The following is a 23613-nucleotide window of genomic DNA, read 5'->3' as shown; positions in this document are numbered from 1 at the left end:
CGATGAAAAAATTAACCATTGGCTTAATTGGTAATCCAAATTCCGGCAAAACGACCCTGTTTAACCAACTGACCGGCGCCCGGCAGCGCGTAGGCAACTGGGCCGGGGTCACCGTGGAACGTAAAGAAGGGCAATTCTCAACCACGGATCACCAGGTCACGCTGGTCGATCTGCCCGGTACATATTCGCTCACCACCATCTCTTCGCAAACCTCTCTGGATGAGCAGATTGCCTGCCACTATATTCTGAGCGGCGACGCCGATCTGCTGATCAACGTGGTGGATGCCTCGAACCTTGAGCGTAACCTCTATCTGACGCTGCAACTGCTTGAGTTGGGTATTCCGTGCATTGTCGCACTCAACATGCTCGACATTGCGGAAAAACAGAAAGTCCGCATTGATATTGATGCCCTTTCAACCCGCCTTGGCTGCCCGGTCGTCCCGCTGGTTTCCACCCGTGGACGCGGCATCGAAGCGCTGAAGCTGGCGATTGACCGTCACAGTAAAAATGAAAACGTCGAACTGGTGCATTACGCCCAGCCGCTGCTGCGTGAGGCCGATAAACTGGCAAACGCAATGGCAAAAGAGATGCCAGCGCAACAGCGTCGCTGGCTCGGCCTGCAAATGCTGGAAGGGGATATCTACAGCCGGGCATACGCCGGTGATGCTGCTGCGCAACTGGATATTTCTCTGGCGCATCTGAGCGACGAGATGGACGATCCGGCGCTGCATATCGCCGATGCGCGTTACCAGTGCATTGCGGCAATTTGTGACGTGGTGAGCAATACCCTGACCGCAGAGCCCAGCCGCTTTACGACAGCCGTGGACAAAATCATCCTCAACCGTTTTCTGGGTCTGCCGATCTTTCTGTTTGTGATGTACCTGATGTTCCTGCTCGCCATTAACATTGGCGGCGCGCTGGCCCCGATTTTTGATGCCGGCTCTGTGGCCATCTTTATTCACGGCATTCAGTGGATCGGCTATACGCTGCACTTCCCGGACTGGCTGACCATCTTCCTGGCGCAGGGTCTTGGCGGCGGGATTAACACCGTTCTGCCGCTGGTCCCGCAGATCGGCATGATGTACCTGTTCCTCTCGTTCCTCGAAGACTCCGGTTACATGGCGCGGGCGGCGTTTGTGATGGATCGTCTGATGCAGGCGCTGGGGCTGCCGGGTAAATCGTTCGTTCCGCTGATTGTCGGCTTTGGCTGCAACGTACCGTCGGTGATGGGAGCCCGTACCCTGGATGCGCCACGCGAGCGTCTGATGACCATCATGATGGCGCCGTTCATGTCGTGTGGTGCGCGACTGGCGATTTTTGCCGTGTTTGCCGCCGCCTTCTTCGGGCAAAACGGCGCGCTGGCAGTGTTCTCACTGTATGTGCTGGGTATTGTGATGGCGGTACTCACCGGGCTGATGCTCAAACACACCATCATGCGTGGCGAAGCCTCTCCGTTTGTGATGGAGCTCCCGGTTTATCACGTCCCGCATATCAAGAGTCTGATCATCCAGACCTGGCAGCGTCTCAAAGGATTTGTGCTGCGCGCCGGTAAAGTGATTGTCATTGTCAGCATCTTCCTGAGCGCGTTTAACAGCTTCTCGCTGAGCGGCAAGATTGTCGATAACATCAACGACTCCGCGCTGGCCTCCGTCAGCCGCGTGATCACCCCCATCTTCAAGCCGATTGGCGTTCATGAAGACAACTGGCAGGCAACGGTCGGTCTGTTTACGGGGGCAATGGCAAAAGAAGTGGTGGTCGGTACGCTCAATACGCTCTATACCGCGGAAAATATTCAGGATGAGGAGTTTAATCCGGCTGAGTTTAACCTTGGCGATGAGCTGCTGAGCGCGCTGGATGAAACCTGGCAGAGCCTGAAAGATACCTTCAGCCTGAGCGTACTGGCAAACCCAATCGAAGCCAGCAAAGGCGACGGCGAAATGGCAACCGGCGCAATGGGCGTGATGGATGCGAAATTTGGCAGCGCGGCAGCGGCCTATAGCTACCTGATTTTCGTCCTGCTGTACGTTCCGTGCATCTCGGTAATGGGTGCGATTGCCCGTGAATCCAGTCGCGGCTGGATGGGTTTCTCCATTCTGTGGGGCCTGAATATCGCCTACTCGCTGTCGACTGTGTTCTACCAGGTTGCCAGCTACAGTGAGCACCCGCGTTACAGCCTGGTATGCATCCTGGCCGTGATCCTGTTTAACGTTGTAGTTCTGGGACTACTGCGCCGGGCTCGTAGTCGGGTGAATGTCAATCTGTTGGCAACGCGGAAAAACGCCAGCGACTGCTGTGCCAGCGCGACCACCGGCGATTGCCACTAAGGTGTCACAATGGCTTCGTTAATTCAGGTTCGCGATTTACTGGCCTTGCAGGGGCGCATGGAAGCAGCTCAAATCAGCCATACACTGCATACGCCGCAACCGATGATCGACGCCATGCTCAATCAACTGGAAATGATGGGTAAAGCCGTGCGGATTCAGGAAGCGCCTGACGGCTGTCTCTCCGGAAGCTGTAAAAGCTGTCCCGAAGGCAAAGCCTGCCTTCGGGAATGGTGGGCTTTGCGTTAGTTCTCTCTGAGGCCGGTGGGCGATCCGCTTACCCGGCCTGTATCTCATGTTTCAGCGCCACCAGCGCCTGACAAAACGCATCAGGATGCGAAATAAACGGGGCATGTGCCGCTTTCGCAAAGATCAGCGATTCGCTCTCTGGCCATAGTGCATCAAGCAGTGGCACTACCTTGCGGGGAACCAACCCGTCCAGATAGCCGTACAAACGCAGGAATGGCACCGTTAGCGATGTCAGCGACTCGCGCAGATCAACCGTTTTAAGGATCTCCAGCCCCCCGTTAAGTACCGCTACCGATGGCATCGGCAGCGCCAGCACGGTTTTTTTCAGCACGCGAGCATCCTGACGCGCCGTTTCCGTCCCCATCGTTTGCAAGGCCAGAAAACGCTCCACCGTTCGTTGAAAGTCTTCGCTGAGCTGCTGCTGAAATCCCGCGAGTACTTCTGGCTTAATCCCCGGCCACGCGTCACGTGCGCTGAAACAAGGGGACGACGCCACGGTGACCAGCGCCTGCACCCGCTCAGGATGCGTTAACGCCACCTGGCTTGCCACCAGTCCGCCAAGACTCCAGCCAAGCCAAATAGCCTTCTCTGGCGCCTGCGCCAACACGCACTCCGCCATCTCCTCTAGCGTCATGGCGCCAAAACCCTGGCTACGGCCAAAACCTGGTAAATCGACCAGATGCAGCGTGAAATGCGAGCTCAGTTCCTCGCGAATGCAATGCCACACTTCAGCATTAAGTCCCCATCCGTGCAACAGCACAAGATGACAATTTCCCTCTCCACGGGTCTGCCACCAGATGTCATTCATCAGTTACTGTTCTCTTTTCGCCTACAAGGATGAACCTATGCTAACAGTACCGGGATTATGCTGGCTATGCCGAATGCCACTGGCGCTGAGCCGTTGGGGGATCTGTTCCGTCTGCGAACGCGCGGCGCGTCGGCACGAATCGCTCTGCCCACGGTGCGGACTCCCTTCAGCGCTTCCCACAATGCCTTGCGGTCGCTGCCTGCAAAAACCGCCGCCCTGGCAGCGACTGATTACCGTCAGCGATTATGCCCCACCGCTCAGCACGCTGATTCATCAGCTTAAATTTTCCCGACGCAGCGACATTGCCCCTGCGCTATCACGCATGCTGTTGTTGGAAGTGTTACAGGCACGTCGTCAGACCGGGCTAATCTTGCCAGACAGACTGATTAGCGTTCCTCTCTGGCAGCGCCGCCACTGGCGCAGAGGGTTTAATCAAAGCGATCTGTTATGCCAGCCGCTGTCTCGCTGGCTGCGCTGCCCCTGGGACAGTCGAAGCGTTACGCGCATTCGCCCCACCGCCACACAGCACCATCTCAGCGCCAGATTGCGCAAGCGTAACCTGAAAAATGCTTTTCGCCTTGAATTGCCGGTGAAGGGACTCCATATGGTTGTTGTGGATGATGTCATCACGACCGGCAGTACCGTCGCGGAGATCGCGCAGCTGCTTTTACGCAACGGCGCGGCGACTGTCCAGGTATGGTGCCTGTGTCGAACCTTGTAGAGCCTCGATGATGGGCGTATTATAACCAACTAAAATAGTCAACTATTAGGCCATTACTATGATCCGTATTTCCGATGCTGCACAAGCGCACTTTGCCAAACTGCTGGCAAATCAGGAAGAAGGGACGCAAATCCGTGTGTTTGTGATTAATCCCGGAACGCCTAACGCTGAATGTGGCGTTTCTTATTGTCCGCCGGACGCCGTGGAAGCAACCGACACCGCCCTGAAATTTGACCTGCTAACCGCTTATGTTGATGAACTGAGCGCGCCCTATCTGGAAGACGCGGAGATCGATTTCGTGACCGATCAACTGGGCTCCCAGCTGACGCTGAAAGCGCCGAATGCGAAAATGCGTAAAGTGGCGGATGATGCGCCGCTGATGGAGCGCGTGGAGTATATGCTGCAGTCTCAGATTAACCCACAACTGGCCGGGCACGGCGGTCGCGTTTCTCTGATGGAAATCACTGACGAAGGCTACGCGATTCTGCAGTTTGGCGGCGGCTGTAACGGCTGTTCCATGGTCGACGTGACCCTGAAAGAAGGGATCGAGAAGCAACTGCTGAACGAGTTCCCGGAACTGAAAGGCGTTCGGGATCTGACTGAACACCAGCGCGGCGAACACTCCTACTACTAAGTTCGCTGATTGTGTACAGCCCGAGGGTGCTCACGCTCATCGGGTTGTACATGCCTCCCTCTCTACACCTTCTGCAACATCCCCTCGAGAATTTGACCTGCCTCGCATAATTTAAATTTAGCCTGCCGGGGTGATTCTCAATCACCCTGTGTTACCCGTATCATTCATATGGGCACCAAACACACACATCACATCCGACTAAACTAAATAGTTTTAAGGGTAATTCGTCGAGGTGCCGTTACGTCTCTGTTCCCGGTTGGGATAAACGTAGTTTGTCGTCATAACATTGACGTTACCCATAACAAATTGAAAGGCCAGGTAAATCATGCCATTAGTCATCGTTGCTATCGGTGTAATTTTGTTATTACTCCTGATGATCCGCTTCAAAATGAACGGTTTCATCGCCCTCGTCCTGGTGGCGCTTGCGGTTGGATTGATGCAAGGAATGCCGCTGGATAAAGTCATTGGCTCCATCAAAGCCGGTGTTGGCGGTACCCTGGGGAGTCTTGCCCTGATTATGGGTTTTGGCGCCATGCTCGGCAAAATGCTGGCAGACTGCGGGGGTGCACAACGTATCGCCACTACGCTGATAGCAAAGTTTGGTAAGAAACACATTCAATGGGCCGTGGTATTAACGGGTTTCACCGTCGGTTTTGCTTTGTTCTATGAAGTGGGCTTTGTGCTGATGCTGCCGCTGGTGTTCACCATTGCCGCTGCTGCTAATATCCCGCTGCTGTATGTCGGTGTTCCGATGGCCGCAGCGCTCTCCGTAACCCACGGCTTCCTGCCGCCGCACCCGGGCCCAACGGCTATTGCCACCATTTTCCATGCCGACATGGGTAAAACCCTGCTGTTCGGTACGATTCTGGCGATCCCGACCGTCATTCTGGCAGGCCCGGTCTTTGCGCGTTGCCTGAAAGGCATTGATAAGCCTATTCCGGAAGGTCTGTACAGCGCAAAAACCTTCACTGAAGAAGAGATGCCAAGCTTTGGCGTCAGCGTCTGGACTTCGCTGGTCCCGGTCGTACTGATGGCAATGCGTGCGATTGCTGAGATGATTCTGCCCAAAGGCCATGCCTTCCTGCCTGTTGCCGAGTTCTTCGGTGACCCGGTGATGGCAACCCTGATTGCGGTGCTGATCGCCCTGTTCACCTTCGGTCTGAACCGTGGCCGTTCAATGGACCAGATTAACGATACGTTGACCTCTTCCATCAAAATCATCGCGATGATGCTGTTGATCATCGGCGGTGGCGGTGCGTTCAAGCAGGTGCTGGTCGACAGCGGCGTGGACAAATACATTGCGTCCATGATGCACGAAACCAACATCTCTCCGCTGCTGATGGCATGGTCTATCGCCGCCGTTCTGCGTATCGCGCTGGGTTCTGCTACCGTCGCCGCGATTACGGCGGGTGGGATTGTCGCTCCGCTGATCGCGACCACCGGCGTCAGCCCTGAGCTGATGGTTATTGCCGTCGGTTCCGGTAGCGTCATCTTCTCTCACGTGAACGATCCCGGCTTCTGGCTGTTCAAAGAGTACTTTAACCTGACCATCGGCGAGACCATCAAGTCCTGGTCGATGCTGGAAACCATTATCTCCGTCTGCGGCCTGATTGGCTGTCTGCTACTGGGAACGGTGGTTTAATGCTAAAAAAGAACCCGCCAACTGGCGGGTTCTTTATTTTCACCTCTTCTTCGCTGCCGCTTTTCGCCGCTTATCCAAATCCTTAATCAGCTTGTTCACACGTTCATCCGCAAACATCGCTTCCAGAGAAACTGACAGCTTACGACGCCAGTTTTTATACTGTGAACTGGTTCCCGGAATATTGACCGGGTCCGCCATATCCAGCCAGTCTTCCGGCTGCAATCCTAATAACGCACTGTTACTGTCGGCGATATAGCGCTGCATTCCCCGATTGAGCATCGGCGTCATTGCCATCAGCGAGGCCTTATGCCCGGCACGTTTTGGCAGACAACCGTACTTGTGCAGCGCATCTAATAGCCCCTGCTTCGCCCGCTCACGGTCCTGATACAGCCCGCGCAGCACGACTTCATCAGGATAGAGTCCCAGCGCTTTGCCGAGCGTCAGGTCGCCGCTGTCCCAATAACCTTTGAGCGTTGGAAGATCATGCGTCGTCGCGACAGCCATTGACTGTTCCGGATACGCTTTTGGCGCACGGTAGTTCTTCTCATGGTCGTTTTCAAAATAGAGCACTTTGTAAGAGTACACGCCACTGGTGCGCAGCTTGCCCACAATCTCCACCGGAACGGTACCCAGATCTTCACCGATCACCATGCAGCGGTGACGCTGGCTTTCCAGCGCCAGAATCGACAGCAGATCGTCAACCGGATAGTGAACATAAGCGCCATGGTCGGCGGTTTCACCGTAGGGGATCCACCACAGGCGCAGCATCGACATCACGTGATCGATACGCAGTGCGCCGCAGTTTTGCATATTCGCCCGCAGGAGTTCGATAAACGGCTCGTAGGCGCGTGCGGTGATGATATGCGGATCCATCGGCGGCAGGCCCCAGTTCTGCCCGAGCGGGCCGAGGATATCCGGCGGCGCGCCGACGGACGCTTTCAGGCAATACAGCTCGCGATCGCACCAGGTTTCCGACCCACCTTCTGCCACGCCCACCGCCAGATCGCGATACAGGCCAATTGGCATTTTAAAGCCCTGACTGGTTTCCCAGCAGGCGGCAAACTGGTTATAGGCCAGCCATTGCAGCCAAAGGTAAAAATCCACCTCATCACGATGTTCATGACAGAATTTTTTTACCGCCGGTGAAGCGATCGACTGATAAGCTTCCGGCCAGACCGGCCAGCCCCAGCGCAGTTCGTCCTCTTTCACCTGATGAGCGTGCAGCGCATCAAACGCGGCCTGCCAGTACAGGCTCTCGCCCTCCTGCGCAACAAACGCCCGAAAATCGGCCATCTGCTCATCATCACGAACGGAAAACCCTTTCCACGCCATACGCAGCGCGGTCATTTTCAGTGTGGTGACGGTGGAGTAATCAACCCACTCGGCGTCACGTGCTTGTTGCAGCATTTTCTGCGTGGCGGGCATCTGCCACCAGGCCTGCGCCTCTTTACTTCGGTGAAAATCATCGATGGCATTTACGTCAATATAAATGACATTCAGCCAGCGGCGCGAGGACGGGCTGTACGGGCTGGCGCTCTCCGGGTTTGCCGGATAGAGCGCGTGGATCGGGTTGAGGCCGATAAATGCCCCTCCACGCTTCGCCACATCCACCAGCATCGACTTCAGATCGCCGAAGTCGCCAATCCCCCAGTTGCGCGCTGAACGCAGCGTATACAGCTGCACGCAGGCCCCCCAGAGTTTCTGCCCGCTCAGCAGCGCCTGCGGCTCGTAGCAGCGTTTTGGCGCCACAATGACGCGGCAATGGTGTCGCTGTTCGTCCTGCGTCAGGGTCAAGGTGTGATAACCCAGCGGCAGCCTGGTTGGCAGCGTAAAGGATTTTCCGCCAGTGGCGTGCCCCTTAAACTGCTCCCCTTCTTCGGTGGTCAACAGCCAGTTGAATTCACCGCATCCTTCCACCGCCAGCGACATTTTTTTGCCTGCGGTGTAGACCATCACATTCGGCACCGCCGTTACCGCCACCTTCATGGCAGCGGTACGGTGCATAGCATCCAACAAACGTCGCTTGGTTTCGGCACCAATTGACTGCGGCTTGCCGTGGGCATTGATATAATTAGGACTGATCCCCGCCGCCAGCGCGGCATTATCCAGACGTTTGTTATCCATCGCGCTTCCTTAGCGTTTCGCCTGCCAGATTCGGGTCTGATAATCGCGGATGGAACGATCCGAACTGAACATCCCGCAGCGCGCGGAGTTCAGGATCGCCGCACGCGTCCAGGCCTCCTGGTCACGATACAACACATCCACCTGTTTCTGCGCCTCAACGTAGGCCGCAAAATCCGCCATCACCAGATACGGGTCACCACCCTGTTTACCTATGCTGTGCAGCATCTGATCAAATGCATGCTTATCGCCCGCGCTGAACTTCCCACTTTCCAGTTCTTTCAACACAGCATCGAGCACTTTATCCTTCTTGCGCCATTTCAGCGGATCGTAACCTTTGGCTTTCAGCGCCTTCACCTCTTCCACGGTATGACCAAAGATGAAGATATTCTCGTCACCCACTTTATCGGCGATCTCCACGTTCGCGCCATCCAGCGTACCAACCGTCAGTGCGCCGTTGAGCGCCAGTTTCATGTTGCCAGTACCGGAAGCCTCTTTCCCCGCCGTGGAGATCTGCTCGGAGATATCCGCCGCCGGAATCAGCATTTCAGCCGCTGACACGCAGTAATCCGGCAGGAACACCACTTTCAGCTTGTCGCCGACTTTCGGGTCGTTGTTAATGGTTTCCGCCACCTTGTTAATGGCAAAAATGATGTTTTTCGCCAGGTAGTAACCCGGTGCCGCTTTCGCGCCAAACAGGAACACGCGCGGTACGCGATCTGCCTGCGGGTTTTCGCGAATCTCTTTATACAGCGCCAGGATATGCAGCAGGTTCAGGTGCTGACGTTTGTACTCGTGCAGACGCTTAATCTGAATGTCGAAAATCGCCTGTGGGTTTATCTCAATCCCGGTACGAACCTTCACAAACTCAGCCAGGCGCACCTTATTTGCCTGCTTGATATCACGCCAGGTCTGGCGGAATTTAGCATCATCGGCGTATTTCTCGAGGTTGATCAACTGATCGAGATCGTTCGCCCATTCTTTCTTCAGCGTTTTATCAAACAAGGCAGCCAGTTCCGGGTTGCACTGCTTGATCCAGCGACGCGGCGTGATGCCATTGGTCACGTTATGGAACTTGTTCGGCCAAAGCTTGTGATATTCCGGGAACAGATCTTTCACCACCAGGTCGGAGTGCAGCGCGGCAACGCCGTTTACCGCAAAGCCGCTGACCACACACATGTTCGCCATGCGTACCTGTTTGTCGTGTACCACCGCCAGCTTCGCCCAGACCTGCTTGTCGCCAGGCCAGGTTTTATCAACCAGCTTCTTAAAGCGATCGTTGATCTCTTTGATGATCTGCATGTGACGCGGCAGTAGCGCTTTCACCAGTTTCTCATCCCAGCACTCCAGCGCTTCTGGCATCAGAGTATGGTTGGTATAGGCGAACGTTTTGCTGGTGATGGCCCAGGCGTCGTCCCAGCTCATCTGATGCTCATCAAGCAGCACGCGCAGCAGTTCTGGAATCGCAATCGTCGGGTGGGTATCGTTCAGTTGAATGACTTCATAATCCGCCAGCTCATGCAGTTTGCGGCCAGCCAGGTGATGTCTGCGCAGAATATCGGCCACTGAGCAGGCGCACTGGAAGTATTGCTGCATCAGACGCAGCTTCTTACCCGCCGTATGGTTGTCGTTCGGGTAGAGCACTTTGGTCAGTTTATCGGCGTCAATTCCCTGCTGTTCCGCACGCAGGAAATCGCCGTCATTGAATTTGGTGAGGTTGAACGGATGCGCATGGGTGGCCTGCCACAGTCGCAGCGGTTGCGCCACGCCGTTACGGTAGCCAAGCACCGGCAGATCCCACGCCTGCCCGGTAATCACAAAACCGGGTTCCCAGTGACCGTCTTTCGTCACCTTACCGCCAATACCCACCTGCACATCAAGCTGCTCGTTATGACGGAACCACGGATAGCTGCCACGGTGCCAGTCATCCGGCGCTTCCATTTGCTGACCGTCGGCAAAGGACTGACGGAACAAGCCATACTGATAGTTCAGACCGTAACCGGTGGCAGATTGACCCACGGTCGCCATTGAATCCAGGAAGCAGGCGGCAAGACGACCTAATCCTCCATTGCCCAGCGCCGGGTCGATCTCTTCTTCTAACAGATCGGTCAGGTTGATGTTATGTGCTTTCAGCGCATCACTCACTGCCTGATACCAGCCCAGATTAAGCAGGTTATTCCCCGTCAGACGACCAATCAGGAACTCCATAGAGATGTAGTTCACATGGCGTTGATTTTTCGCCGGCTTCGCCACAGGTTGTGCACTGAGGAGTTCCGCCAGCGCACCGCTGACGGCATGCCACCATTGACGGGACGTCATCTCGTGAGCTGACAGTAAACCGAAACGCTGCCACTGACGTGTCAGGGCTGCCTGAAATTGCTCTTGATTAAGGGTAGGCTGTGACATAGGGATTCCGGGTCCTTTGGTAAAAAAACAACGTTATCGTTAGTTTGCCAGGCTCAATGTTGACCTTCCTCATCCCACTCTGGATTAGGCAGGGAGGAGTCGTGGGGATGAGCGTAAAAGTGTGATCGCCGCCACTTAAAGGTAGCGTACCGGATGAGGATTGGTGACGAATTCACCGCATTGAAGACAAAGTTACCACCGGACAATGACAAAATTTCAGAAGGCGCTCATCCGGAATATGTAAATCGCGAAACAGTTTCTAACCTGAAATATCAAAAAGCAGCCAGAATAATCACATTGGAATTAATTCCTTGTCACGTTATAAGGCCACTTTCGTTAATAAAAGCAAAGGCCACAGGAATAAAATGGCCCTATTTCACACGGTACAATTCCCCCTCCAACCCAGACTGTTTGGGCCTTGCGCACGATTGAAAGCGGTTTCTGTCATGCTTATAAAGATTTGTGACAGAGTGCAAATTCAGAAACACAAAACAACCTCTTAACTTGCATTAAGGTGCTTTCTGGCCGACCTTATATCTATTAATTACGAAGCGCAAAAAAAATCGCAGTCCCCCATTTTCCACAGTGAAGTGTTAACTATGTTGATTCCGTCTAAACTAAGTCGTCCGGTTCGACTCGACCATACGGTGGTTCGTGAGCGCCTGTTGGCTAAACTTTCCGGCGCGAACAATTTCAGGCTTGCCCTGATCACGAGTCCAGCAGGTTATGGGAAGACCACGCTCATTTCACAATGGGCTGCAGGGAAAAGTGAGCTCGGCTGGTATTCACTGGATGAGGGCGACAACCAGCAGGAGCGTTTTGCCAGCTATCTGATTGCCGCAGTGCAGCAGGCCACCAACGGTCATTGCACCACCAGCGAAGTGATGGTGCAAAAACGGCAGTATGTCAGCCTGACCTCGCTTTTCGCGCAGCTCTTTATTGAGCTGGCGGAGTGGCATCGCCCACTGTATCTGGTCATCGACGATTACCATCTCATCACCAATCCGGTGATTCATGAATCCATGCGCTTCTTCCTGCGTCACCAGCCTGAAAATCTCACGCTGGTGGTGCTGTCGCGTAACTTACCGCAGTTGGGAATTGCCAATCTGCGCGTGCGCGATCAGCTTCTGGAGATAGGCAGTCAGCAACTGGCCTTTAATCACCAGGAAGCCAAACAGTTTTTTGACCGTCGCTTGTCCTCCCCCATTGAAGCCGCCGAAAGTAGTCGGATGTGTGACGATGTGGCGGGCTGGGCAACCGCATTACAGCTTATTGCCCTCTCTGCACGGCAGAACAACCACTCAGCTCATCAGTCGGCTCGTCGTCTGGCGGGAATCAACGCCAGCCATCTCTCGGATTATCTGGTTGATGAAGTGCTGGACAGCGTCGATGTCAGTACCCGCCTCTTCCTGTTGAAAAGTGCGGTTCTACGCTCAATGAACGATGCGCTGATTGTGCGAGTGACCGGTGAAGAGAACGGTCAGATGCGGCTGGAAGAGATCGAGCGGCAGGGACTTTTCCTGCAGCGGATGGATGATACTGGCGAATGGTTCAGCTATCACCCGCTGTTTGGTAGTTTTCTGCGTCAGCGCTGCCAGTGGGAACTGGCGACCGAGTTACCCGATATCCATCGTGCCGCCGCAGAGAGCTGGATGGCGCAGGGTTTCCCCAGCGAAGCCATTCATCATGCGCTGGCGGCGGGCGATGCGCATATGCTGCGCGATATTTTGCTTAACCACGCGTGGGGATTGTTCAACCACAGCGAACTGGCGCTGCTGGAAGAGTCGTTAAAAGCGCTGCCGTGGGAAAGCCTACTGGAAAACCCGCGTCTGGTGCTGTTGCAGGCCTGGCTAATGCAGAGCCAGCATCGCTACAGCGAAGTAAACACCCTGCTGGCCCGGGCTGAACAAGAGATTCAGGGCGTGATGGACAGCACGCTGCACGCTGAGTTTAATGCCCTCCGCGCTCAGGTAGCGATCAACGACGGCAATCCTGACGAGGCGGAACGACTGGCGAAACTGGCGCTGGATGAGCTGCCTGTCGCCTGGTTCTACAGCCGCATTGTCGCCACGTCAGTACACGGCGAAGTGCTGCACTGTAAAGGCGATCTCTCTCGTTCCTTAACGTTGATGCAGCAGACCGAGCAGATGGCCCGTCATCATGATGTCTGGCACTATGCGCTCTGGAGCCTGATCCAGCAGAGTGAAATTCTCTTTGCCCAGGGCTTCTTACAGGCTGCGTGGGAAACCCAGGAAAAAGCGTTCCAGTTGATTAAAGATCAGCATCTGGAACAGTTACCCATGCACGAATTTCTGGTGCGCATTCGTGCCCAACTGCTGTGGGCGTGGGCGCGACTGGACGAAGCGGAAGCCTCAGCGCGCAGCGGCATTGAAGTGCTCTCCGCCTTTCAGCCGCAGCAGCAGCTACAGTGCCTGGCACTGCTGGTACAGTGTTCGCTGGCCCGTGGCGATCTGGACAATGCCCGCAGCCACCTTAACCGCCTCGAGAATCTGCTGGGCAACGGGCACTACCATAGCGACTGGATCTCAAACGCCGATAAGGTCCGGGTGATCTACTGGCAGATGACCGGCGATAAAAAATCGGCCGCCAACTGGTTACGCCAGACGCCGAAACCGGAGTTTGCCAACAACCACTTCCTGCAAGGCCAGTGGCGCAATATCGCCAGAGCGCAAATTCTGCTGGGCGAATTTGAACCCGCTGAAATCGTACTGGAAGAGCTGAATGAAAATGCGCGCAGCCTGCGTCTGATGAGCGATCTGAACCGTAACCTGTTGCTGCTCAACCAACTGTACTGGCAGGCTGGGCGGAAAAATGACGCGCAGCGTGTGCTGCTTGATGCCCTGCAATTAGCCAATCGCACCGGGTTCATCAGCCATTTCGTGATTGAAGGCGAGTCGATGGCGCAACAGTTACGCCAGCTTATTCAACTCAATACGCTTCCGGAACTGGACCAGCACCGCGCGCAGCGCATTCTGCGTGAGATCAACCAGCATCACCGCCACAAATACGCCCACTTTGACGAAGGCTTTGTTGAGCGCCTGCTGAACCATCCAGAAGTGCCGGAACTGATCCGCACCAGCCCGCTGACGCAGCGCGAATGGCAGGTGCTGGGGCTGATTTATTCTGGCTACAGCAACGAGCAGATCGCAGGCGAACTGGCAGTGGCGGCGACCACCATCAAGACGCATATCCGTAATTTGTATCAGAAACTGGGCGTAGCGCACCGTCAGGATGCGGTACAACACGCACAGCGACTGCTGAAAATGATGGGTTATGGGGTGTAATGTTGCCCGGCCGCACCAATGCTGACCGGGCGTCATCTTCTTCAACGGTTTAGCACAGTTCCAGTTGAATATGATTATCGGTAATCACCTGGAGCACACCTGCTGGCGGCATAGTGTCGGTATATACCGCATCCACCAGGCTGATACTGCCCATGTTCACCATCGCATTACGACCGAACTTTGAATGATCCACCACCAGCATGACGTGGCGGGAATTCTCGATAATCGCACGCTTAGTGCGCACCTCATGGTAGTCGAACTCAAGCAACGAGCCGTCGCTGTCAATGCCGCTGATCCCCAGAATGCCAAAATCCAGGCGGAACTGGGAAATGAAGTCGAGCGTCGCTTCGCCAATAATGCCGCCGTCACGGCTACGCAGTTCGCCGCCCGCGAGAATAATGCGAAAATCCTCTTTCACCATCAGCGTGTTCGCCACGTTGAGGTTGTTGGTCACGATACGCAAATTACTGTGGTCAAGCAGCGCGTGCGCCACGGCCTCTGGCGTGGTCCCGATATCAATAAACAGCGTTGAACCGTTGGGGATCTGCGTGGCGACTTTACGCGCAATGCGCTCTTTTTCCGCCGTCTGCGTAGCTTTTCGATCGTGCCACGGTGTGTTGACCGAACTGGACGGCAGCGCCGCCCCGCCGTGATGGCGCAGAATCATGTTTTGATCGGCCAGGTCGTTGAGATCCCGACGAATCGTTTGTGGGCTGACGGAGAAATGCTCCACCAACTCTTCCGTACTGACGTATCCCTGTTTTTTTACCAGTTCAATGATTGCATCATGTCGTTGTGTTTGTTTCATTGTTATTCCCTGGAACTATGTTCGTTTTCGCGCATTTAGTGTATCCGCGAACGCCATTGCCAACCCAACTGCCAGCCCGGCGATATGTGCGCCATTGGCCATCGACATCCCAAACAAATCAAACCAGCCGGCGACGATCCAAATCAGCGCAAAAATAATCAACCCACGCTGCAGGTAAATCCCGCTTTGCGGATCGCGCTCGCCACGTAGCCAGACGTAGCCCATCAGCGCATAGACGACGCCGGAAAGCCCGCCGAACCACGGGCCGCTAAACTTATGTTGTACATACCCGCTCAGCAGGGCGCTAATAACCGTAATCACAATCAGTTTGCCGCTACCTAAACGTTTTTCAACCGCACCGCCAAGATACCACCACCACAGGAGGTTGAAGAGGATATGCATCAGCGAAAAGTGCATGAAGGCGTGAGTGAAGTAGCGCCAGACGTCAAACTGTAATGACGGGTCAAACGGCCAGGCCAGCCACACCATCACGGTTTGATCGCCAACGATATTCATGACGATAAACACCAGAATACAGGCTGCCATAATCAGCCAGGTCACCGGACCGGCACGCTCACGCAGTGTGGCAATAAACGGGAAGCGACGATAATGAAGCCCGCTACCGGTATGGCCGGATTGCCAACTAGCCGCGAGATAGCGCGGATCGCCGGGATTCTCCAGAAAACGCGCCAGCTCTGCATGTACGCGTTCGGCCTGCGTTTCATCTGCCAGCCAGACATCGCTTTGATGATGTTGTTGAATGGTCAGGATAACGCCCTGCGTCGCCATGTAATCAACAAAGGCCTGCGCCACGCGGGGGTTAGCAAAAGAGGTAATCATCAACATTGTTGCTGTCGCTTCATCCACACAAAAGAGGACAGTATATATACCCTTCTTACTTCGAGCTGCATCTTTGTTGGCTTTCCTCGCTCACTCCGGTCACGTACTGTTCGTACGCTCCCGGAGATTCGCTGCGTCGCCGTCGCGATGCAACTCGAATTAATTTGGGTATAGCCTTACGAACCGTATGCCACTTCCGCAGGAAAATGACGATGCCAGGCGTCAAATCCGCCGTCTACGCTATAGACCGCGTCATAGCCTTGCTGGAGCAGATATTGCGCCGCGCCTTTACTGCTGTTGCCGTGGTAACACATCACCATCACCACGGTATCGAAATCATGACCGCGCATAAACAAACCCAGCGTGTCGTTCGTCAGATGAAATGCCTGCGGAGCATGTCCCATGGCGTAACTTTGCGGGTCGCGGATATCGACCAGCACTGCCGTGCCCTGTTGCAGCTTCTGATGGGCTTCTTCGACATTAATACATTCAAACTGATCCATACATTCTCTTCTTTATCGTGCAGGTGAAACGTTTTCAACATTTTACCTTCTAGTGTACGTCCCCACGGGAGTGAAACGCCATAATGTTATATGTATCACTGTAAATTGTTTATTCGATGTTACTAATGGCGCGTTTCTTTGCTATTATGTTCGATAACGAACATTTATGAGCCATAACGAAAGTGCAAGAGGGCAGCATGGAAACCAAAGATCTGATTGTGATAGGGGGAGGCATCAACGGTGCCGGTATCGCGGCAGATGCCGCTGGACGCGGTTTATCCGTGCTGATGCTGGAAGCGCAGGATCTTGCGTGCGCCACCTCCTCGGCCAGTTCTAAACTCATTCACGGTGGCCTGCGCTATCTGGAACACTACGAATTTCGTCTGGTCAGCGAAGCGCTGGCGGAACGTGAAGTGCTGTTGAAAATGGCACCGCATATCGCTTTCCCAATGCGCTTTCGTTTGCCACACCGCCCGCACCTGCGTCCGGCGTGGATGATCCGCATTGGCCTGTTTATGTACGATCACCTCGGCAAACGCACCAGTTTACCGGGCTCCACCGGTTTGCGTTTTGGCGCAGAATCCGTACTGAAACCCGAAATCGTGCGCGGTTTCGAATATTCTGACTGCTGGGTAGACGATGCGCGTCTGGTGCTGGCCAACGCCCAGATGGTGGTACGTAAAGGCGGAGAAGTATTGACCCGCACCCGCGCAACCTCCGCACGCCGCGAAAACGGCCTGTGGATTGTTGAAGCCGAAGATATCGACACCGGTAAGAAATACACCTGGCAGGCGCGCGGGCTGGTTAACGCCACCGGTCCGTGGGTAAAAGAATTCTTCGACGAGGGCATGCATCTGCCTTCGCCGTACGGTATTCGCCTGATCAAAGGCAGCCACATCGTGGTACCGCGCGTCCATACGCAGAAACAAGCCTACATTCTGCAAAACGAAGACAAGCGTATCGTATTTGTCATTCCGTGGATGGATGAGTTCTCGATCATCGGTACCACCGACGTTGAATACAAAGGCTCCCCGAAAGCGGTAAAAATTGACGAAAGCGAAATCAACTACCTGCTGAAAGTGTACAACGCGCACTTTAAGAAACAGCTCGGTCGTGACGATATCGTCTGGACCTATTCCGGTGTGCGCCCGCTGTGCGATGACGAGTCAGATTCACCGCAGGCCATCACCCGTGATTACACGCTGGATATTCACGATGAAAACGGAAAAGCGCCGCTGCTTTCCGTCTTCGGCGGTAAGCTGACCACTTACCGTAAGCTCGCCGAGCACGCGATGGAGAAGCTATCATCGTACTATCAGGGCATTGGCCCGGCATGGACTAAAGATTGCGTGCTGCCTGGCGGTGATATTGGTGGCGATCGCGAAGACTACGCGGCGAAACTGCGTCGTCGCTATCCGTTCCTGACAGAATCGCTGGCGCGCCACTACTCTCGCACCTACGGCAGCAACACAGAGTGGATTCTGGGTGAAGCCGCGACGCTCACCGACCTGGGCGAAGATTTCGGCCATGAATTCTACGAAGCAGAGCTGAAATATCTGGTGGATCACGAATGGGTTCGCCGCGCGGACGATGCGCTATGGCGTCGTACGAAAGAAGGGATGTGGCTCAACGCCGAACAGCAGTCCCGCATGACCCAGTGGCTGGCGGAGTATATTGAGAAACATCAGCTTTCACTGGCGTCTTAAATGACATTACGCCCGATAGAAACACGCTACCGGGCGTTTTATTACTCTCAGAGTGACTTCATTTTCCGCTTCCGCGCTTGTCCAAGCGCATCTGCGGTCCGTAATGCAGCAAGTACCGCCTCAGGCGTAATTTCGCAGGGTTCATTGTGCATCGTTTCCCCCACCTGACAGGCTGCCTGCGCGACTGCCAGTAGCTCTTTATCGCTGACGTCAGCCAGACCAATATCCGCCAGCGTAATCGGCAGCCCCACGTCCTCACAGAACTGATAGACCTCTTCAACAAGTTCAGGAGCCCTGTCGGTTAACACCAGCATTGCCAGCGTACCAAAGGCCACTTTTTCGCCGTGCCAGTACTGATGTGTTGCGGGAAGTACGGTTAAACCATTATGAATAGCATGCGCTGCCGCCAGTCCTCCACTTTCAAAACCTAGCCCGGATAACAACGTATTGGCTTCAATCACATGTTCCAGCGCTGGCGTAACCTGATGCTGCTCACAGGCCAGCCTGGCTAACCGACCATAGCGAATCAACGTGTTATAACAGAAACGAGCAAGTTCAAAAGCCGTCATAGGGCCTGGACGGGAGGTCATATTCCCGGCCCCTTTTATCCGACAATCCTCGGCTTCAAACCAGGTCGCCAACGCATCCCCCATTCCGGAGATTAAGAAGCGTACCGGCGCTGCGGCAATAATGCCGCTGTCTACCAACACCAACGTGGGATTACGAGGGATCATCAGGTAGCGTTTGAATTGGCCCTCCTGTGTATAGATGACGACTAATGAGCTGCAGGGGGCATCCGTTGAGGCAAGGGTGGGAACGACAGCAATAGGAAGACGCAAACTTGCCCCCGTCGCTTTGGCGGTATCTAATGTTTTTCCACCGCCCATACCCACAATAACATCGGCCCCGACTTGCTGCGCACGCGCAGAAATTCTGGCGATCTCCTCATCGCTGCATTCGCTATTGAAAACCTCGATTTCAAAATCAACCACGCCGTGAAGTGCAGACGCGAGCGTATCCTGATATCTCTCATAAACCACAGGGTCTTGTAAAATAAGCGCTTTATGTCCTAAAGATGCGAGTTCCTGAGGCAGGTGCGTTGTCAATGCGCCCTTTCCCTGAACATAGCGAGACGGAAATATTGCCGTTGTGACCATTCAAATTCTCCTTACCATTAAAGTTCAATATACAGAACACATATTCTTTATATGGAATTTATTGCAAGTTCGCCGGCGCACACAACCCACAAATCAGTAGAAAGCTTCATCCTGTGAAGAGTGACACAGTTTTGATCCTTTAGCGGAAAACTGGCCTGTTTTTAGCAAGGGAACGCTTTTCTGCGGGTTTTGCAGCAGGATATGAAGCAAATCACAAAACATAACCTTGCTGACAATATGGAATTGACGCTCAAAATTTATCCCCTCATAGTAATTGCATACAGAACATCAGTTCTATATACAGAACAAAACCTCTACTATTAAGGGATGCGCTAATGAGCATTGAACTCGATAAACCGACAACGCGGGGACGCTGGTTACATATCATTCCAGCCACCATCCTCGTTTACATCGTGGCTTACATGGACAGGACGAACATCGCGATTGGAATTGCGGGAGGCATGGAAGAAGACCTGGGGATGACCGCCTCGTTTGCCGGTCTGGTCGCCGGCATTTTCTTTATTGGTTATATCTTTTTGCAAATTCCTGGCGGCCAAATCGCGGAACGATTTAGCGCCAAGAAATTAATCGCCTGGACCATCGTCGCATGGGGTGGCTTCGCGCTGCTGACCGGCTTCGTCCAGACCCCTACCCAACTGCTGATTATCCGCTTTATCCTTGGCGTCGCTGAGGGTGCGGTCTATCCCGCCATCCTGGCGTTGATTGGTCACTGGTTCCCCAATGAAGAACGTGCAAGAGCGATTGCTTATTTCCAGATGAACCTTGCCGTGGCTTCGATCATCACCGGGCCGCTTTCCGGTTGGCTGATCGAAATCTATGGCTGGCGAGAAATGTTCATCATCGAGGGCTTACTCTCGCTCGGCCTGCTGTTCGTCTGGCTACCTTTGGTTTCTGATCATCCTCATCAGGCCAAATGGCTGGATCCTAAAGAGCGCGCCTGGATCGAACAGAAATTGCAGGCCGATCGCGCGCTGACGATTGGAGGTGAGACAAGCAGCATCCGCAATGTCCTGAGCAGCATTAACTTATGGAAGCTGATCGGTATCTATTTCTTTGTGCAGGTCGGTTTCTACGGCTTCGCCCTCTGGATGCCAAACCTGATTAAACACCTTACCGGCAGCGGAATGACTATCGTCGGCTTGCTGACTGCGGCACCGTACATTTTGTGCATCGTCGGTCAGTACTATATTGCCAAATGGTGCGACAAAACCATGAATCGCCGCCTCTACACAGCAATTCCATTGCTGGGTTTTGCCGCTTGCCTCGCGCTCTCCTTGTTGTTGAAAGATAACGTCTGGCTGGCGTACGGCATGATGGTCATCTGCGGCTTCTTCCTGCAGGCCTATGCAGGACCGTTCTGGACATTACCGCCATTGCTCTTCGCTCCCAACGTGCTGGGCGGTGTACGCGGCACCATCAACGCATTGGGCAACATCGGTGGCTTTATCGGTCCTTATCTGGTGGGCTTGTTAACCGTCACGTTCTCACAAACGGCGGGGATGACGGTGCTGGTGGCCGCACTCCTCATCGCCGTCGCGCTGTTATTCAGCTTACCGTCGGTTACTGCCCGTCCTGCAGGCAGTAGCAACCCTCATCATGCATCGGCGCCTGAGACGTCGCTCAAACAAGAAGGAATCGCCAAATGAGTCAGAAATGCCAACACGCCCGTGACCTGTGGTCACAACTAGACGCCCTGCGTCTGGGGATGAATTACACCAAAGAAGATGTCAATAAGCTGCAGGTTCTGGTAGATGACTGCTATGGCGAAAGTCATCCCGGTAGTTTTCATCTTAATCATCTGGGCGATGAAGCCGTCTTAGGTATTCACGAAAGCGGTGGTCGTGCCGTTCGTCATCATGTGACCGATATTTGCGATGGCTGGGGTCAGGGCCATGACGGGATGAACTATATCTTAGCCTCCCGAGAGGCTATTGCGAACATGGTCGAAATTCATGCTTCTGTCGTACCTTACGATGCCGGCATCTTGATCTCGAGTTGTGATAAATCGATCCCGGCGCATTTGATCGCCGCTGCGCGCCTGAATCTACCGATGCTGCATATTCCCGGTGGCTCAATGCGTCCGGCGCCGAATATGAGTACTTCGGATCTCGGGGGCATTACCGCCAAACTCAAGAAAGGCGAAATAGGTATTCAGCAGGTGGAGGCCATGCAGCAGTGTGGTTGCCCAACGGCAGGTGCTTGCCAGTTTATGGGTACCGCCAGCACGATGCAGTGCATGTCTGAAGCGCTGGGCCTTGCCTTGCCAGGAAGCGCGTTACTGCCCTCCACGCTGGCGGAAATTCGTCGTATCGCGCGAAGCGCCGGTCATCAGGCGTTATACCTGGCAGAGAAAAATATTACGACGCATAAGATCCTCACCCCCGCCGCCTTTGAAAACGCCATTAAGGTCCATGCCGCCATTGGCGGCAGTACCAACGCCATGATCCATCTCCCGGCAATCGCCCATGAACTGGGTTGGGAACTGAAACCTGAACTGTTTGACCAGATAAACAATGAGATCCCTTACCTCACCAATATTCAACCCAGCGGCCAGTACGTTACAGAAATGATGTGGTTCGCGGGCGGTGTGCCGATGGTGCAATGGTATCTTCGCGACTATCTGGATCTGGATGTCCTGACGGTGACAGGCCGGACGCTGGGTGAAAACCTGGAGATGCTCCATCAGTCCGGTTTCTTTACCCGCAACCACGGTTATCTGAGTAATTATCGGGTCAGCCCGGAAGAGGTGATTCGTAAGCCGGAAAACGCCACCAAGAAAGGGTCAATCGCCGTGCTAAAAGGCAATATTGCGCCAGAAGGCGCGGTTATCAAATACGCCGCCTGTGCGCCAGATATGCACCACCATACCGGCCCTGCGCGCGTCTTTAATTCGGAAGAGGATGCCCAGCAAGCCATTATTCATAATCACATCGAACCGGGTGATGTCATTTTTATCCGTTATGAAGGGGCTAAAGGTTCGGGAGCACCGGAAATGCTCATGACCACAGACGCGATTGTTTACGACAAACGTCTTGATGGCAAAGTCGCCCTGATTACCGATGGTCGTTTCTCCGGCGCGACCAGCGGCCCTTGCGTCGGCCATGTTTCACCGGAAGCCGCCGATGGTGGTCCCATTGCGCTTGTCGAAGACGGCGACCTCATCGAAATGGACGTCAAGGGGCGCAAGCTCAACATTGTTGGCATTCACGGGGAGTACAAAACAGAAGAAGAAATTCAGCACTGTCTTGAACGCCGCCGGACAAACTGGACAAAACCGGATTATTCAAACCGACGCGGTGTCTTTAAGCAATTTACGACCAACGCAACCTCATTAATGGCGGGAGCCTGGATTAAATAACGTCCCTGGTGGGCGGCATAATTGTCAGCCCACCTGCTTTTAAGGATAAACTCATGATACAAACAGAAAAATTCAACGGTGTCTTTCCACCGGTTCCCACCATTGTTAATGCGCAGGGAGAGTTAGACAAAAAAGGGATGGCAACCTTACTCGACCACCTTATTGCGAACCAGGTGAACGGCGTATTATTGCTCGGCAGCGGCGGTGAGTTCTGCCACATGACAAAAGAGCAGCGTCTGGAAGCCGCCGAGTTCTGTGTTCAACATATCAATCATCGAATTCCCGTGCTGTTAGGGATTAGCAGTACCTGCACGCAAGATGTCATTCATTACGGGCTGCATGCCGATCGTCTGGAAGTGGATGCAGTCCTGGTCCTCAATCCTTATTATGCCAGGCTGACTGATGATTATATTTATCATCATTTCAAAACCGTCGCAGAAAACATCAAAACACCCGTTATTCTTTATAACTTTCCAGCGCTCACCGGCCAGGATCTCAGTATTGATTTAATTACCCGACTGGCACATGACATTCCCAATATCATTGGTATAAAAGATACGGTGGATAACATTAGTCATATTCGCGAAATCATCAATACCGTACGACCGGTTCGCCCTGACTTTGTAATTTTCTCTGGTTACGATGAATATATGATGGACACGTTGGTCATGGGGGGAAATGGCGGGATCCCTGCAACGGCTAATTTTGCTCCGCAGTTAACCTGTGGAATTTATCGCGCCTGGTGCGAAAAAGAGTATGAGACTCTGTTTCGCCTACAACGCAGACTCTCCGCGCTATCGACCATTTACAGCCTCGATACCCCTTTCTTCGGGATTATCAAAAAAGCCATTCAGCTCAGCGGCATTGATATCCCGGTAGAGGTCATGCCTCCGGTACAACCGGCAAATGAAGCGCAAATCGCCAGCCTGAAAAAGGTGTTACAGCGCGCCGGATTATAACTCTCATTAGCGGGCTTAGCGCCCGCCTTTTCTTTCCCCATCACGGCGAAAAGA

General features: G+C 54.1%; 17 protein-coding genes. 10 read left to right on the top strand and 7 right to left on the bottom strand.

Translation table 11 applies throughout. From position 1 onward, the window contains the following. The first annotated feature begins 2 nt into the window (after positions 1-2). Together feoB and feoC are read left to right on the top strand one after the other, a co-directional pair. A complete protein-coding gene (gene feoB, locus KE671_RS17375) occupies positions 3-2324 on the top strand; it encodes a Fe(2+) transporter permease subunit FeoB (protein WP_206163990.1) in 2322 nt (773 codons plus the stop codon). 9 nt (positions 2325-2333) lie between these two features. Next, on the top strand, positions 2334-2570 hold the full coding sequence (feoC, locus tag KE671_RS17370; RefSeq protein WP_206163989.1) for a [Fe-S]-dependent transcriptional repressor FeoC: 237 nt from the start codon (positions 2334-2336) through the stop codon (positions 2568-2570). A 28-nt stretch (positions 2571-2598) separates the two neighbouring features. On the opposite strand, the gene bioH is transcribed toward feoC, so the two are convergent. Further along, the gene (gene bioH, locus KE671_RS17365) at positions 2599-3378 is read right to left on the bottom strand and encodes a pimeloyl-ACP methyl ester esterase BioH (RefSeq protein ID WP_206163988.1); all 780 of its coding nucleotides are present in this window, start codon (positions 3376-3378) and stop codon (positions 2599-2601) included. A gap of 37 nt (positions 3379-3415) precedes the next feature. Here bioH and gntX point away from each other — a divergent pair, with 37 nt between their 5' ends. From gntX to gntT, 3 genes are all read left to right on the top strand, one after another. Continuing rightward, positions 3416-4099, top strand: coding sequence for a DNA utilization protein GntX (gene gntX, locus KE671_RS17360; RefSeq protein ID WP_206163987.1), 684 nt, complete (start codon positions 3416-3418; stop codon positions 4097-4099). A 58-nt stretch (positions 4100-4157) separates the two neighbouring features. Then, the gene (gene nfuA / locus KE671_RS17355) at positions 4158-4733 is read left to right on the top strand and encodes a Fe-S biogenesis protein NfuA (protein WP_042998432.1); all 576 of its coding nucleotides are present in this window, start codon (positions 4158-4160) and stop codon (positions 4731-4733) included. A gap of 325 nt (positions 4734-5058) precedes the next feature. After that, a complete protein-coding gene (gntT, locus tag KE671_RS17350; RefSeq protein WP_042998433.1) occupies positions 5059-6375 on the top strand; it encodes a gluconate transporter in 1317 nt (438 codons plus the stop codon). Between the two features lie 39 nt (positions 6376-6414). Here gntT and malQ read toward each other — a convergent pair whose 3' ends face one another. Both malQ and malP read right to left on the bottom strand, forming a co-directional pair. After that, positions 6415-8499 carry a 4-alpha-glucanotransferase gene (malQ, locus tag KE671_RS17345; protein WP_206163986.1) on the bottom strand — a complete coding sequence of 695 codons (2085 nt, stop codon included), beginning with the start codon at positions 8497-8499 and terminating at the stop codon, positions 6415-6417. A gap of 9 nt (positions 8500-8508) precedes the next feature. Continuing rightward, positions 8509-10902 (bottom strand): maltodextrin phosphorylase, encoded by a 2394-nt coding sequence (malP, locus tag KE671_RS17340; RefSeq protein WP_206163985.1) that lies wholly within the window; start codon positions 10900-10902, stop codon positions 8509-8511. A gap of 599 nt (positions 10903-11501) precedes the next feature. Between malP and malT the strand changes: the two genes are divergently transcribed. Next, positions 11502-14207: an HTH-type transcriptional regulator MalT gene (malT, locus tag KE671_RS17335; RefSeq protein ID WP_206163984.1), complete on the top strand. Its 2706-nt coding sequence runs from the start codon at positions 11502-11504 to the stop codon at positions 14205-14207. A gap of 49 nt (positions 14208-14256) precedes the next feature. Here malT and KE671_RS17330 read toward each other — a convergent pair whose 3' ends face one another. The 3 genes from KE671_RS17330 to glpE all read right to left on the bottom strand — a co-directional run bounded on the left by KE671_RS17330 (position 14257) and on the right by glpE (position 16358). Further along, positions 14257-15015 carry a DeoR/GlpR family transcriptional regulator gene (locus KE671_RS17330; RefSeq protein ID WP_206163983.1) on the bottom strand — a complete coding sequence of 253 codons (759 nt, stop codon included), beginning with the start codon at positions 15013-15015 and terminating at the stop codon, positions 14257-14259. A 15-nt stretch (positions 15016-15030) separates the two neighbouring features. Then, positions 15031-15861, bottom strand: coding sequence for a rhomboid family intramembrane serine protease GlpG (glpG, locus tag KE671_RS17325; RefSeq protein ID WP_192478906.1), 831 nt, complete (start codon positions 15859-15861; stop codon positions 15031-15033). Positions 15862-16031: 170 nt separating this feature from the next. Beyond that, positions 16032-16358, bottom strand: a complete 327-nt coding sequence (gene glpE / locus KE671_RS17320; RefSeq protein WP_206163982.1) for a thiosulfate sulfurtransferase GlpE — start codon at positions 16356-16358, stop codon at positions 16032-16034. A gap of 197 nt (positions 16359-16555) precedes the next feature. Between glpE and glpD the strand changes: the two genes are divergently transcribed. Then, positions 16556-18064, top strand: a complete 1509-nt coding sequence (gene glpD, locus KE671_RS17315) for a glycerol-3-phosphate dehydrogenase (RefSeq protein ID WP_206163981.1) — start codon at positions 16556-16558, stop codon at positions 18062-18064. Positions 18065-18111: 47 nt separating this feature from the next. Here glpD and KE671_RS17310 read toward each other — a convergent pair whose 3' ends face one another. Beyond that, on the bottom strand, positions 18112-19221 hold the full coding sequence (locus KE671_RS17310) for a glycerol dehydrogenase (RefSeq protein WP_206163980.1): 1110 nt from the start codon (positions 19219-19221) through the stop codon (positions 18112-18114). 335 nt (positions 19222-19556) lie between these two features. Here KE671_RS17310 and KE671_RS17305 point away from each other — a divergent pair, with 335 nt between their 5' ends. The 3 genes from KE671_RS17305 to KE671_RS17295 are packed head-to-tail and all read left to right on the top strand — an operon-like array spanning position 19557 to position 23559. Then, on the top strand, positions 19557-20888 hold the full coding sequence (locus KE671_RS17305; protein ID WP_206163979.1) for an MFS transporter: 1332 nt from the start codon (positions 19557-19559) through the stop codon (positions 20886-20888). Further along, positions 20885-22600 (top strand): dihydroxy-acid dehydratase, encoded by a 1716-nt coding sequence (ilvD, locus tag KE671_RS17300; protein ID WP_061076063.1) that lies wholly within the window; start codon positions 20885-20887, stop codon positions 22598-22600. Before KE671_RS17305 ends, ilvD begins: the two co-directional genes overlap by 4 nt. 53 nt (positions 22601-22653) lie before the next feature. Next, entirely contained in the window at positions 22654-23559 is a 906-nt protein-coding gene (locus KE671_RS17295; RefSeq protein WP_206163978.1) for a dihydrodipicolinate synthase family protein, read from the top strand. The last annotated feature ends 54 nt before the right edge of the window (positions 23560-23613 follow it).

It is taken from the genome of Citrobacter amalonaticus (assembly GCF_018252635.1).
Classification (GTDB): domain Bacteria; phylum Pseudomonadota; class Gammaproteobacteria; order Enterobacterales; family Enterobacteriaceae; genus Citrobacter_A; species Citrobacter_A amalonaticus_E.
Note: the sequence above shows the minus strand (reverse complement) of the source record. Positions and strands in the feature narration are given on the sequence as shown.

Coding starts and splice junctions, on each gene's coding strand:
- feoB (WP_206163990.1), top strand. CDS start 3: ATGAAAAAATTAACCATTGGCTTAATTGGTAATCCAAATTCCGGCAAA.
- feoC (WP_206163989.1), top strand. CDS start 2,334: ATGGCTTCGTTAATTCAGGTTCGCGATTTACTGGCCTTGCAGGGGCGC.
- bioH (WP_206163988.1), bottom strand. CDS start 3,378: ATGAATGACATCTGGTGGCAGACCCGTGGAGAGGGAAATTGTCATCTT.
- gntX (WP_206163987.1), top strand. CDS start 3,416: ATGCTAACAGTACCGGGATTATGCTGGCTATGCCGAATGCCACTGGCG.
- nfuA (WP_042998432.1), top strand. CDS start 4,158: ATGATCCGTATTTCCGATGCTGCACAAGCGCACTTTGCCAAACTGCTG.
- gntT (WP_042998433.1), top strand. CDS start 5,059: ATGCCATTAGTCATCGTTGCTATCGGTGTAATTTTGTTATTACTCCTG.
- malQ (WP_206163986.1), bottom strand. CDS start 8,499: ATGGATAACAAACGTCTGGATAATGCCGCGCTGGCGGCGGGGATCAGT.
- malP (WP_206163985.1), bottom strand. CDS start 10,902: ATGTCACAGCCTACCCTTAATCAAGAGCAATTTCAGGCAGCCCTGACA.
- malT (WP_206163984.1), top strand. CDS start 11,502: ATGTTGATTCCGTCTAAACTAAGTCGTCCGGTTCGACTCGACCATACG.
- KE671_RS17330 (WP_206163983.1), bottom strand. CDS start 15,015: ATGAAACAAACACAACGACATGATGCAATCATTGAACTGGTAAAAAAA.
- glpG (WP_192478906.1), bottom strand. CDS start 15,861: ATGTTGATGATTACCTCTTTTGCTAACCCCCGCGTGGCGCAGGCCTTT.
- glpE (WP_206163982.1), bottom strand. CDS start 16,358: ATGGATCAGTTTGAATGTATTAATGTCGAAGAAGCCCATCAGAAGCTG.
- glpD (WP_206163981.1), top strand. CDS start 16,556: ATGGAAACCAAAGATCTGATTGTGATAGGGGGAGGCATCAACGGTGCC.
- KE671_RS17310 (WP_206163980.1), bottom strand. CDS start 19,221: ATGGTCACAACGGCAATATTTCCGTCTCGCTATGTTCAGGGAAAGGGC.
- KE671_RS17305 (WP_206163979.1), top strand. CDS start 19,557: ATGAGCATTGAACTCGATAAACCGACAACGCGGGGACGCTGGTTACAT.
- ilvD (WP_061076063.1), top strand. CDS start 20,885: ATGAGTCAGAAATGCCAACACGCCCGTGACCTGTGGTCACAACTAGAC.
- KE671_RS17295 (WP_206163978.1), top strand. CDS start 22,654: ATGATACAAACAGAAAAATTCAACGGTGTCTTTCCACCGGTTCCCACC.